13 protein-coding genes are annotated in these 12,820 nt (G+C 47.6%); 9 read left to right on the top strand and 4 right to left on the bottom strand.

The window, feature by feature from the left end:
* Positions 1-51 precede the first annotated feature (51 nt).
* Positions 52-723, bottom strand: a complete 672-nt coding sequence (locus QUA53_RS11600) for an aminotransferase class IV (RefSeq protein WP_333097244.1) — start codon at positions 721-723, stop codon at positions 52-54.
* A 96-nt stretch (positions 724-819) separates the two neighbouring features.
* On the opposite strand from QUA53_RS11600, the gene QUA53_RS11605 reads away from it, so the two are divergent.
* Positions 820-1,479: an ElyC/SanA/YdcF family protein gene (locus tag QUA53_RS11605; RefSeq protein WP_333097242.1), complete on the top strand. Its 660-nt coding sequence runs from the start codon at positions 820-822 to the stop codon at positions 1,477-1,479.
* A 185-nt stretch (positions 1,480-1,664) separates the two neighbouring features.
* Here the strand turns inward: QUA53_RS11605 and QUA53_RS11610 are convergent, their stop codons facing one another.
* Positions 1,665-1,892 (bottom strand): hypothetical protein, encoded by a 228-nt coding sequence (locus QUA53_RS11610; RefSeq protein WP_333097241.1) that lies wholly within the window; start codon positions 1,890-1,892, stop codon positions 1,665-1,667.
* A 437-nt stretch (positions 1,893-2,329) separates the two neighbouring features.
* Here QUA53_RS11610 and QUA53_RS11615 point away from each other — a divergent pair, with 437 nt between their 5' ends.
* Entirely contained in the window at positions 2,330-2,962 is a 633-nt protein-coding gene (locus tag QUA53_RS11615) for a transaldolase family protein (RefSeq protein ID WP_333097240.1), read from the top strand.
* Between the two features lie 71 nt (positions 2,963-3,033).
* On the top strand, positions 3,034-4,719 hold the full coding sequence (locus QUA53_RS11620; RefSeq protein WP_333097238.1) for a calcium-binding protein: 1,686 nt from the start codon (positions 3,034-3,036) through the stop codon (positions 4,717-4,719).
* Between the two features lie 132 nt (positions 4,720-4,851).
* Here the strand turns inward: QUA53_RS11620 and QUA53_RS11625 are convergent, their stop codons facing one another.
* Together QUA53_RS11625 and cax are read right to left on the bottom strand one after the other, a co-directional pair.
* Positions 4,852-6,921 (bottom strand): serine/threonine-protein kinase, encoded by a 2,070-nt coding sequence (locus QUA53_RS11625; RefSeq protein WP_333097236.1) that lies wholly within the window; start codon positions 6,919-6,921, stop codon positions 4,852-4,854.
* Positions 6,922-8,035: 1,114 nt separating this feature from the next.
* Entirely contained in the window at positions 8,036-9,157 is a 1,122-nt protein-coding gene (cax, locus tag QUA53_RS11630; RefSeq protein WP_333040146.1) for a calcium/proton exchanger, read from the bottom strand.
* Between the two features lie 55 nt (positions 9,158-9,212).
* Between cax and QUA53_RS11635 the strand changes: the two genes are divergently transcribed.
* The 6 genes from QUA53_RS11635 to QUA53_RS11660 all read left to right on the top strand — a co-directional run bounded on the left by QUA53_RS11635 (position 9,213) and on the right by QUA53_RS11660 (position 12,734).
* The gene (locus QUA53_RS11635) at positions 9,213-9,344 is read left to right on the top strand and encodes a hypothetical protein (RefSeq protein ID WP_333097234.1); all 132 of its coding nucleotides are present in this window, start codon (positions 9,213-9,215) and stop codon (positions 9,342-9,344) included.
* Positions 9,345-9,472: 128 nt separating this feature from the next.
* Positions 9,473-10,267 (top strand): SDR family oxidoreductase, encoded by a 795-nt coding sequence (locus QUA53_RS11640; RefSeq protein ID WP_333097233.1) that lies wholly within the window; start codon positions 9,473-9,475, stop codon positions 10,265-10,267.
* Between the two features lie 158 nt (positions 10,268-10,425).
* Positions 10,426-10,821, top strand: a complete 396-nt coding sequence (locus QUA53_RS11645) for a hypothetical protein (protein WP_333097232.1) — start codon at positions 10,426-10,428, stop codon at positions 10,819-10,821.
* Positions 10,818-12,032 carry a divalent metal cation transporter gene (locus QUA53_RS11650; protein WP_333097231.1) on the top strand — a complete coding sequence of 405 codons (1,215 nt, stop codon included), beginning with the start codon at positions 10,818-10,820 and terminating at the stop codon, positions 12,030-12,032. Before QUA53_RS11645 ends, QUA53_RS11650 begins: the two co-directional genes overlap by 4 nt.
* A gap of 1 nt (position 12,033) precedes the next feature.
* Positions 12,034-12,393: a hypothetical protein gene (locus QUA53_RS11655; RefSeq protein ID WP_333097229.1), complete on the top strand. Its 360-nt coding sequence runs from the start codon at positions 12,034-12,036 to the stop codon at positions 12,391-12,393.
* Complete coding sequence (locus QUA53_RS11660; protein ID WP_333097228.1) at positions 12,393-12,734, top strand: hypothetical protein; 342 nt, start codon at positions 12,393-12,395, stop codon at positions 12,732-12,734. Before QUA53_RS11655 ends, QUA53_RS11660 begins: the two co-directional genes overlap by 1 nt.
* The last annotated feature ends 86 nt before the right edge of the window (positions 12,735-12,820 follow it).

A 12,820-nucleotide genomic window follows, 5' to 3' on the forward strand; every position in this document is an offset into this window, starting at 1 on the left:
AGTAGTAAATGCACAGTTCGCACCCTACTAAAATCGATTGAAAGCGTTATTTTAGCCATTACTGACAACTTGCCAAACATCTCTGGTTGCTTCTTTTTTGAGGCGTATCCAACCCCTAACGGAGTTAATTAGAAATAGAGTTTGGGCACTGTGCAAATCATCTAAGGTAATTAATTCTTCTCTGATTTTTCCCTCCTCTAAAAGTTGAGAACGAAACGTCCCCGGTAATAAACCGCACTTGACGGGAGGGGTGATTAGACCTGCGGGTGTATCGATCGCGATATTGGCGATCGTAGATTCGGTGATAACTCCATCTTGATTCCACAGAAAGACATCCTGATATTCGGGCTGCGACTCCAAAGCCATTGTATAAGGCAATCGGTAAGTTGTCTTGTGGTAAAGAAATGGGTTTTGAGAATCTATCGGTTGGCTGGCAATTCCCACAGATGCACCGATTTTTAAGATACCGCTATCTAGTGTCTGAGCTTGTAATGTTATGTTTCCCTCACAAGATATTGTTAACCGTATTTTTTGTTTGACTGACCCGCAAGTCATACTTAATGCTTGTAAAGCTTTGCTTGCTTCTGTTAGTGATAGGGGGAAATTAAAATAATCGGCCGATCGCTCTAATCTTTGAAGATGTCTGTCTAGCAAAAAATAGCCGTTTTTGGGTTCCCATAAAAGTGATTCCAGCAATTCAAAGTTTTGCTGTTGTTGAATCATATTTTTGTCAATATAATGTAAATTAGGTAACTTGACAATTTTTAGACCCGCGAAGTTTCCTGTTTTTGTAATTATATAGGAAGTTAACTTGAATTTATGTTGCCTAAATCCTTTATATTTCAATGGCGCTTTGCTATCGGGCTGTTAATATTAACCTCAGCGATCGCACCCCTAGCCCTCAACTACTACGTCAGGCTTGTTACCAGCAACTACCGCTACAGCGATATAGCTAGCGTGCCGGCAGAACCCATCGCTATAGTTTTTGGTGCCGGAGTTTGGGAAGACGGCACTCCAAGCCCAATGTTAGCCGATCGAGTGCAAGCAGCCGTCGATTTGTACAAAGCGGGGCGAGTGGACCAACTTTTGATGACAGGAGACAATAGCAGCGTAGATTACAACGAAGTCCAAGCAATGCAGGACTACGCCGCAGCCCAGGGCGTACCGACTAATAATATCATTCTCGATTATGCCGGATTTAGCACCTATGAAAGTTGCTACCGGGCGAAAGAGATTTTTGGCATAACCCAGGCTGTTTTAGTTACCCAAAACTTTCACTTAGCCCGCGCTGTTTATACCTGCCGCCAGTTGGGCGTAGAGGCGATCGGTTTAGGAACGCCGGATTGGGGCAAATTTCGCCAAAAGGGCATGATTCGCTACACTTTCCGCGAATTTTTTGCAGTCCTCAAAGCGCTTTGGGAAGTGCGCGTTACCCGTCCAGAACCGACTTTTTTGGGGTCGTTTGAAGGAATAAAATAAAATTCATGAGTGGTCTGTTGAAGACTTTTGTTGTTGCTTTAAAGACTAAAATTTTCCCGAAAAACAGGTTTTATTACAACTAACAGGACATCATGTAAGTGCGGGAGTTGTAAGTTTTGAGTTCAACAAAACTTACAACAAAACTCACAAATCATAACTCGCCCGTTGCGGTAGTGTTCCATAACTTACTCGCGTTTGGAAAGCCCCGCCAGGGACCAAGTTAGGCTCACCATCATTAAGCGACCTAGAGCCTTCAAACGTTCTTCGGCGTTATTTTCAACCGCTTGAGACAGAGTTTCAAACTTAACATCGATCGACAATTCTTCAGCAGTTTCTGCTGGTTTTTCCAACAGGGGTTGTTCAGAAGATGTCTCAAGGCTGACTTGTGGCTGATGATTTTTTTCTTCGGTCATTTTCTGAGTCACCTCCTGGAGTTATTGCATACATAATCCTTAATACAAATGTAATTTATTTGTATCCGGGATTTGGCGAGTCAAGTTTTCCTTACCAGACAATCGCAGTTACCAAATGACTTAAAAGCTTTGATTTCACTTGTTAGCTATCTTAAATAGCACTTAGCCAATTTTCCTCAGAAAGGCGATTTATTCACCGATAGCTCGTCCTCCACCAATTTTTGGTAATAAACGGGATTTCTGAGCCTAAGTCCTGTTAAACTCAAAACTCATGCACTACTACCGATGATGCACATCACTGAAGTGTTATATTTACTTAACAGTAATATTTCCGAGATTCTAATATTGTTAAAGACTAACAATTAATTTCGCTCGGATTTATATCAATCTGCAAGCAACCGTCTGGAAATTATTAACAAACTGAAGGTGTAGAGCCGATGGCAATTTATGTTGATACTGCAATTGTAGCGGAAGCCGCACGGGCCAGCAAGTTCGGATGGATAGCGGGAATTACTACTAATCCGACACTTTTGGCAAAAAGCGAGTTATCTCCCGAGCAAACCCTTAAACAACTGGCACAACTTATTCCTGGGGAAGTGTATTATCAGCTAATGGCATCTGATGTTGATGGCATGGTAGCAGAAGGAAAAGCGGCTTTTGAATTAATTGGACAGCAAACAGTGTTGAAAGTTCCAGCAACGGCTGCGGGTTTCCAAGCAGTAGGGCATTTGTCACCGGAAATTCCTTGCGCGGTGACGGCGATATACAGCGCATCACAAGCAGTTGTCTCAGCAGAAGCGGGTGCCAAATATGCGATCGCCTATGTGAATCGCGCCACCAGATTGTTGGGAGACGGTTTTGCTTTAGTCCAAGATATGGCAGATGTCTTGAAAAAAACAAATACTGAAATTTTGGCAGCTAGTATTAAATCGCCCGAAGAAGCGGTAAAGACTTTATTAGCTGGCGCCCATCATTTGACATTGCCTTTTGACGTGTTGCAAGCAATGGCAGTTCACGAATTATCCCAGCAAACAGTTGATGAATTTGCCAAAAACGGGCGGGGAATATGAGCTTGCCTATCTTGTGTACTGTGAGTAACATTAGGAAATCTCCTTCCTTCTACTCTTAAATATGAGAGCTTATGACTATTACTCGCGTCTCTGTAGACTCAGCAGGCAATCCGGGGAACAGCTACTCGCTGTTCCCCTCCATCTCAGCCGACGGGCAGTTTGTGGCGTTTGGATCTATTTCCACCAACCTCGTGCCGGGGGATACTAACAATCAAACCGACATCTTCGTGCGGGACTTGTTAACCAATACCACCACCCGCGTCTCTGTAGACTCAGCAGGCAATCAGGGGAACGGATACTCTTTCTTACCCTCCATCTCAGCCGACGGGAGGTTTGTGGCGTTTTCTTCTGATGCCTCCAACCTCGTGCCGGGGGATACTAACAATCAAACCGACATCTTCGTGCGGGACTTGTTAACCAATACCACAACCCGCGTCTCTGTAGACTCAGCAGGCAATCCGGGGAACAATAAATCCGGTTCACCCTCCATCTCAGCCGACGGGCGGTTTGTGGCGTTTTTATCTAATTCCACCAACCTAGTACCGGGGGATACTAACAATAACGACGACATCTTCGTGCGGGACTTGTTAACCAATACCACCACCCGCGTCTCTGTAGACTCAGCAGGCAATTACGGGAACCGTGACTCGTATAACCCCTCCATCTCAGCCGACGGGCGGTTTGTGGCGTTTTTATCTAATTCCACCAACCTAGTACCGGGCGATACTAACGATAACGACGACATCTTCGTGCGCGACTTGTCCACCAATACCACCACCCGCGTCTCTGTAGACTCAGCAGGCAACCAGGCGAACCGCTACTCTTTCCCTCCCTCCATCTCAGCCGACGGGCGGTTTGTGGCGTTTTCTTCTGATGCCTCCAACATAGTGCCGGGGGATACTAACAATACCGGAGACATCTTCGTGCGGGACTTGTTAACCAATACCACCACCCGCGTCTCTGTAGACTCAGCAGGCAATCCGGGGAACAGCAACTCCTTCTCTCCCTCCATCTCAGCGGACGGGCGGTTTGTGGCGTTTTTATCTGATGCCACTAACCTCGTGCCGGGGGATACTAACAATCAAACCGACATCTTCGTGCGCGACTTGTTAACCAATACCACCACCCGCGCCTTTGTTGACTCAGCAGGCAATCAGGGGAACAACTTCTCCAATTACCCCTCTATCTCGGCCAACGGGCAGAAAGTGGCGTTTTCATCTTTGGCCGCCAATCTCGTGCCGGGAGATACCAACAACGGCCCAGACGTATTCGTTGCTGACATCGGCAACACTCCAGGCGGCATCAATAACTCTCCAAACGCCATCAACGGCACTCCAGGCAACGACAACCTGACAGGCACTCCAGGCAACGATCTCATCAACGGTTTGGCAGGCGATGACCTGCTGACTGGTTTGCGGGGCAATGATATCCTTAATGGCGGCGACGGCAGCGACTACCTGTCTGGTGGCAAAGGTTTTGACACCCTCAACGGCGGTTTGGGCGACGATAATCTTGTCGGCGGCGCGGGCAACGATGTATTTGTTTTAGGTGCGGGGTTGGGAGTTGATACAATCTCTGATTTCGGCAACTCTCAAGATACCATTCAATTAATTAATGGCTTGACTTTCGGACAACTATCAATTTCCGCTGGAACTAACGGCACATTAATTGGATTAGCTAGCAGCGGTGAAGTTTTAGCTGCTTTGACAGGCGTTGCTCCCAATCTCATGGGCACTGAAGATTTCATCTCTGTTTAGAGATAAAAGGAAATTTGAGAATACCCTTCGATTATATGATGGTTAAGTCACCGGAGATGATATAATTGCTACTTGGTTATTAGTTATTTGCACTCTTCTAATCACAAATAACCAATAACCAATAACTAATAATTATGGCATTCGCCAAATCTTAATAGTGCGATCGGGACTGCCGCTCACAAAAGTCTTGCTATCTCTGGCAATAGCAACAGAACTCACAAACTGACTGTGACCAGAAAGAGTGCTTCTTTCTTTTCCCGTCTTCAAATCCCAAACTATAATATCTCCGCCCCCGCTAATCAAAGTGCGACTGTCCGGGCTAAAGGCGATCGTCCTCACCGAACTCGAATGCCCTTTAAAAGTGCGGGTGCGCTTCCCGTCTTGGACGTTCGACAAGCGGATCGTATTGTCGGTGCTAGCGCTAGCCACAATTTTCCCGTTTGGGCTAAAAGCCACAGCATTAACCGCGCCCCCGTGACCTGTGATAATTCTTCTGACTTCTCCGGTGCCGAGATTCCACAAACGCACAGTCTTGTCATCGCTGCCGCTAGCCAGAGTTTTACCGTCCCGGCTCAAAGCGATCGCGTTTACTCCTCCGGTGTGGCCGCTCAAAGTCCGCAACCTGCTGCCTGTTTTGACATTCCACAAGCGAATAGTTTTGTCATCGCTGCCGCTAGCGAGAGTTTGACCGTCCCTGCTAAAAGCGATGGCGTTGACGGCGGCTTTGTGAGCGGGAATCGTCCGCATCCGCCGCCCCGTCTTCAAATCCCAGAGAATCACATTCTTGTCGCCGCCGCTGGCCAAAATCGAGCTGTCCGGGCTCACCGCCAGCGTGTTAACAGATGTTTTAGAAGGCACCGACTTGAGAGGCGGCACCAGGAGGCGTCCCGTCCTCACATTCCAAATTTTAATCGTCCCAATGCTGGCGCTGACCAAAGTTTGACCGTCGGGGGACAGGGCGATCGCATTTACACTCCCTTTATTATCCAAACTTCTTTGCAAAAACTGACTGCTAGGTAAACTAGAAAGCAGCCACACCGGGTTTGCCGGAAACACCCCGTAACGCAGCGAACCGTATATTTGAGACGCGCCAATACCCAGCATCAAAACAGCCGTGCCCGCCAGCAACTTCTGTTTCCAATCAAAAACATCTTTCTCGGTCTTGTTCAATCCCGAATTCAGAGGTCTGAGGCGGTTTACAGAAGTCTGCTTCTTCGCCCCACCCTCCCCGGCAGTTGCGCGAATTTTAGTTTGCCCCGTCGTCGGCAACTGAGTCGGCAACTGGCTTTCCGCGCCATCAAGATTAATTTCCTCCAAGCACTGCAAAACCATCTGCGGACTTTGAGGTCGATTTCCTGGAAAAGGTGCCATCAGATAATCGATTACATTAGCCACTGCGTCGGAAACCTGAGGAGCTCCTTTGCGCCACATTAATCTGCCCGTGCGCGGGTTCTCTGGAAAGGCAGTCGGCGGCTTTCCAGTCAGCAAATAAACAAAAGTGCGCCCCAGAGCAAAAAAATCTGACTGCGGAACAGCCTTGCCATTAGTTTGTTCGGGCGGCGTGTAGCCGGGGGAAACAATACCAGTCACATTTTGCCCCTGACCCACCTTAGCGAAATAAGTCGCCGACACTTCCCGAGCAGTCCCGAAGTCAATCAGCACTAACTGCCCGTTTGGCTTGCACATAATATTGTGCGGCTTGATATCCCGATGGAAATAGTTGAGGCGGTGAACTTGGTCTAAAATTTCCGACAGTTGTTTGAGCCAGTTCACAGCTTGTTCTTGACTGATGGGGCGGCCCCGATGTTTCAGCCAGTCTTGCAAATTGGCCCCAGCAATTTTCTCCATCACCAAACAGTGAAAAGACTCTGTGCTGTGAGCTGGCGTAAATGTAAAATAACCGTCGCGATCGACTTTTGGAATACCTGGATGTCTGAGCCTGACCAATACGTCGGCTTCTTGCTTAAACAGTTCTACAGCTTTGGGATGTTCTTTGAGCAGGACTTTGAGCACTCTTCGGGCGCCGTTGTCGTCCACTTCAAATGTTCTGCCAAAGCCGCCGCCTCCGAGAGGCGCGACGAGCCGATATCGACCTTGCAACAAAAGTTCAGACCCGCAGTGGATACACACGGATTTGCCAGAGTTGGCTGGATCGGAAGGATTCGGGCATTTGGGATTGAGGCAATAACTCACAGAAGCCACATAACCCTGATTGAGGTTGCTCTATCAAGTTTTACTTTGACACTGCTATACAAAACTTGGCTAAACTTATCTAAGCTTCACCATTCAACTAGAAGTATTTTCTAGAGGGTCTGATTCCTGCTTCTGCCAAGAGAGTCGGCTCTTACTTGTCCACAGGCGTAAATTCGGGTGGAGCAGCACCCTATTTTTGAAGTCTATACAACTATTTATTATTGTGGAAGCTTTTAGCCATTGTTTAACCATTATTTTCAACCAATTTAACGAATCGTGGTATCCCGTTCGACCTTTTTATAGGCTGGTTAGTTTTAAATCGACCGTCGTTTACGGCTACAGAAAACTTGGCTAAACTTATTTAAGCCTCACCATTCAATCAGAATTACTTCTGAAGGGTTTGTTTCCTGCTTCACCCAAGGGAGTCGGCTCTTTCTTGTCCACAGGCGTCAATTCGGATGTAGCCCACCCTAATTGAATTAATTTTAGTTGAAGCTTTTAGCCGTGAGTCATCCACTATTTTCAACCTATTTAACGAAACGCGGGCTCCCGTTCGACCTTGTGACAGGCTGGTCAGTTTTGACTTGCACGCTCGGTTTACTCTCCCAGATTATTAAGCCTTTTTTTCGGCATTGATTTAATCATACTGCCCAGAATGTTAATCAGTCAAGTTAAGTATGACTAACTTTGGTGAACTTTTTGGCTATTTAGTCCAACTCAATTGTCAACTTATGACGATCGTAGCACACCCAGTAAAAGACTCATGAGTACCCTTGATTTAAATCTTGCAGCGTCTATGAAGTCAAGGGAGGTTTTAGTCTCGCTTGACTTCAGCATCCCGTGTTTTTTTATAACCGGGGGCACTGCGATCTAACGATCGGGTTGAGGCCAAAGCTTTTGTTGTTTGTCATAGCCGATCGAGGTCACAAATCCCTGATGAGAGCACATAATGTACAAACACACCAGAACTAATAACTAGAGAGCAGCTACATTTCAATTGTACGATCGCAACCACCACTCTCGAAGAAAGAAGTGAGAGTAGGCGAGTGGAAGAGTGGGCGAGTGAAAAAATCTGCCTTCTTCTTGATTCCCTCTTCCCTCTCCTTCAGCAGAAGAAAGCCTTTTAAACAAGTCCCTCAATTACCGGATGGAAGTAGAACGCCAGCGCCAAAACCGTATAAGCTGCCAACAGCAAAGTACCTTCTAGCCAGTTAGAGTTGCCGTCAGAACTGATAGAATTGGCGATTAGCACCGACACAGCAACCGCTACAAGTTCAAACGGGTTGAAGTTCAAGTCCATCGGTTTGCCCAAGACAAAACCTGCCAAAACCAACACCGGGGCCACAAACAAAGCAATTTGCAAACTCGAACCCACGGCCACAGAAACCGACAAATCCATTTTATTTTTCATCGCCACCGTCACCGCCGTCGTATGTTCGGCAGCATTACCAATAATCGGCACTAAAATCACCCCGGTAAACAGTGATGTCAGCCCCAAACGCGCCGTCGCTTCTTCCAGAGTACCCACCAACAGTTCCGACTCGACAGCTACCATCAGGGTACAGGCCAACAGCACCCCAATCCACAGCGGCAGATTGACTTTGTGGTCAGGACTGTCTGGTGCTAAGTTACTTTCGGCTAATTCTTCAAGCATTTCTATTTCTGCTACCCCTGCATCGTACAGATAACTGTGGGTTTTCATCGAAAACAGCAGTGTCAGCACGTAGACAACAATCAGCACTACAGCAACAGCGCTAGAGAGGTTCTGCATAGTTGCCGGAGGGATGCCAATAGAGGTGGCATTAACAGCAGTTGGCACCAAAATGGCAATCACGGCTAAGTTCATCGCTGAAGCATTCAATCGGGCGACTGTCGGCTGAAAATCTTGTTCTTTGTAGCGCAAGCCCCCCAGCAGCATCGCCAATCCCATCACCAGCAGCAGGTTGCTCATAATTGAACCGGTGATGCTGGCCTTGACAACATCTATTAGTCCGGCGTTGAGGGCGACGATGCCGATAATCAGTTCCGTGGCATTTCCGAAGGTAGCGTTCAGCAAACCCCCCAAGTTGGCACCGAGGACGACGGCGATTTCTTCGGTTGCCGTCCCCATCCACGCGGCTAGGGGGATGATGGCTAAAGCCGACGTGATGAAAATTGTGGAGGATTCCCAGCCGAGAAAGTGTCCGGCGATGGAAACCGGGATAAATAACAGCAGACTGGAAATTATTGTATTTGTGTTTAGCATTTAAATTCTCAAAAGCTGCCAACCGTCAATCATAACCTGCGGGAAAATTTTAAAGATGGGTTGGGTTAGGGAATTGGGGGTGCTTCAATGCTGGGGGGCGATCGCCCGCTGGGGGGGCGATCGCTTTTGTTACGGACTGTGTGAGGTCAACGCCTGGTTAAAAATTCACTTTAAAACCACCCAATAGAATCCCGATGCTGCACAAACAAAGTCCGCCTCGGCAGACTAAAATACCTCTTAGACAACAACAAAAATTGAACTAAAACTATAAAGTCCGCCTCGGCAGACTAAAATACCTCTTAGAGAACAACAAAAATGGAACTAAAACTCTCTGGTAAAATTTCACTGGTAAGCGGCTCAACTGCCGGAATCGGGTTGGCAATTGCTACAGAACTCGCCAAAGAAGGTGCAACTGTTATCGTTAACGGACGGACTCAAGAGCGGGTAAAAATGGCTATCGACCAAATCAAAGAAATTGCTCCAAATGCCAAACTTCAAGGTGTCGCTGCCGATTTGGGAACGGCAACGGGAGCCGGCGAATTATTTCACCAAGTCCCGGAAGTTGACATTTTGGTAAACAATTTAGGAATTTATGGCGCTAAAGCATTTGAGGATATTTCCGATGGCGAATGGATGAATATTCTAGAAGTAAACGTCATGAGCGGGGTGCGGCTGGCTCGACAATATTTGCCATTAATGCTGAGCAAAAATTGGGGGCGGATTATTTTCATTTCTAGCGAATCGGCGCTCAACATTCCAGCAGAAATGATTCACTACGGAGTTACGAAAACGGCGCAGCTTTCTCTCGCGCGCGGTTTGGCAGAGACTACTGTTGGCACCAATGTGACTGTTAATTCTGTGCTGGCGGGACCGACGCGATCGGAAGGAGTAGAAGAGTTCATTCAAGGATTGGCAGAAAACCAAAAGGTGACTCGCGAACAAGTGGAGAAAGAGTTCTTTGAAAAGACTCGCCCTTCTTCGCTGATTCAGCGTTTTGCGGAGACTTCGGAGGTGGCTGCACTTGTCGCATTTATTGCCAGTCCGGTATCATCTGCTATAAACGGGGCTGCTTTGCGAGTGGATGGCGGTGTTGTGCGATCGATCGTTTAGCCGGATTTGTAAGATCGCGATCGTAAATCAGAACACCTTATTTTCTAGGACTAATGCCAATCTACCTAAAGAGATAAATCTCTCTAAGGATGCTGTTAAGTGTCGATTTGAAGCAGGAAAATATTAGTAAAACTGCTTAGAGGAGTCGAGCGCCACCCATGAAAAAAGCTTTACTCGCCAGTCTGCTGCTGGTGCTAGCTGGCTGTAGTCAGTCGTCCTCCCATCATAAGTTGGTCAAAACGCTGAAAACGGTTGAATCTTGGACAGCGACCGCTCGTATGGTGGGAGAGACTTGGCAACAGGGTAGCATTCCCGACCTCTACGCTCAACAGACCTTGGAAAAGAGCCAGCAGGAAATTGCCAAGGAAACTAAAGATTTGACTGACTCTGCTACTTTGCCAAGACAGATATACCAGTTACAGCAAACGCTTCAGCAGATGACAACGGCCGTCAAGCAGCACCGCAAAGCCGCGATCGCCACACCTCTAGCGCAGCTTGCAACTGAACAACAGCAGCTTGAAACATTGGTCAAAGCCCAGGGAGACCGGCCGTGAACAAGATTCGGGAAATTGCTTTGGGTATTGTCACCAGTATTGGCGGCTTCCTAGATGTGGGAGCGATCGCCACAGCCGCAGAAGCAGGCTCTAGCTTCGAGTTTCAGTTGATTTGGACGATCGTTCTAGGCACGATTTGTGTCATCGCTTTAGTCGAAATGTCAGGTCGCCTCGCGGCAGTCAGCAAACACACTTTGGCAGATGCCGTTCGCGAACGATTGGGCTTCAATTTCTTCATATTCCCGTTGATTGCCGAGGTCATCGTCGATTTTTTAGTGCTGGGTGCTGAAATTGGCGGCGTCTGCATTGCGCTGCAACTTGTAACAGGCATTAGCTTTCAATGGTGGGCGCTACCCGTTTCCTTTGCAATCTGGCTGTTGCTTTGGAAGGGCACTTTTAGCTTAATTGAAAACGGCGTTTCCTTCCTAGGACTGATTACACTGGCGTTTGTGGTGGCAACCTTCAAGCTTCGTCCAGCATTACCTGCGGTTGCTGAAGGACTTTTGCCAACTATACCCCAACAAGACACCGCCCATTATCTGTTTATTGCCGTCAGCATCCTCGGCGCATTAATTAGTCCCTATTTGTTTTACTTCTACTCCTCTGGTGCCGTTGAAGATAAATGGGACCGATCGCATCTCGGTGTAAATCGTGCAGTTGCTGGGCTAGGCATGGGGTTTGGTAGCCTCGTCTCGCTGGGAGTGCTGATTGTGGCGGCACAGGTATTGCACCCGCGAGGAATTCAAGTAGACAGCTACGAACAAGCAGCTTTGATGTTGACCCAACCTTTGGGATATTGGGGATTTGTGCTGTTTGCTGCATCGCTGGGCGTTGCTTGTTTTGGAGCGGCTTTGGAAGTTAGCTTAGATACGGCTTATATTGTGGCGCAGGCCTTTGGTTGGAACTGGGGTGAAAGTTTGCATCCCAAAGAGGCAGCCCGTTTCAGCTTTGTTTACACAGTGTTTGTATTTCTGGCATCACTGCTGATGGTGGTGGGAATCGATCCGTTGCAACTAACTTTATTTTCAATGGCATTGACTGCCGTAATTTTACCGCTGACGATTATCCCGTTCTTGGTGTTGATGAACGATCGCGAGTATGTGGGCGACCATTGCAACGGCTGGATCAGTAACAGTATTACCATTTTCACACTTGTTCTGACTTTTGTCCTAGCGATCGTCGCCATTCCATTAGAAGTGCTTGGAGGTTGATATGGATGTAATTCGAGATGTCCTAGATAATCAGATTGTCGATCGCAACCAACGCAAGATGGGCAAGGTTGATGGCATTGTTGTAGAAATCCTAGAGGGGCAACCGCCGCGACTGGCGTATCTTGAAACAGGAGTCACCACCTTAGCGCATCGACTTCATCCCCGTTGGGCGCGTTGGGTTGCCGCGATTGCCAGCAAGTGGGGTGCTCGACACACCGAACCGTTTCGCATTGCTTGGTCGAAGGTGCGAAACATCGGCATTGATGTGGAAGTGGATCTCGATGCCGAACAAACTCCCGCATTAGCCTACGAAGTTTGGCTGCGCGAACGGGTTATTAAACACATTCCAGGAGGAAGTTGATGGCAAGTCGCGAACTACATTTAGAACTGTTGCTGGGTAAATGCGTATTTGATTCAACGGGCAATCGCGTTGGACGCATTGAAGAGGTGCGTGCCCAGCAGCAAGGCGACGATTGGGTAATTGTAGAATATTTGGTGGGCATACCGGCGATCGTGGAGCGTTTGTCTGCCTGGAATTTAGGCGCAGGTTTGCTGCATCTTTTGGGTGCCAGCAATCTACATAAGGGATATCGTATTCCCTGGGAGCAACTCGATTTATTAGATCCAGAGCATCCCCGCTTAATTTGCACGATCGATGCGCTCAAAGAGATTTCCCAACAGTTAGAAAGAGATGCCCACTAGCCATAAATTTTTATGGTCAGTGTGGAGGCATTGGCGATAGATTTGAGGTTTAGCCTGCAATTTATCGGTTAGACAGCGGTTTGAAT

It is taken from the genome of Microcoleus sp. Pol12B3, from assembly GCF_036701355.1.
Classification (GTDB): Bacteria; Cyanobacteriota; Cyanobacteriia; order Cyanobacteriales; family Microcoleaceae; genus Microcoleus.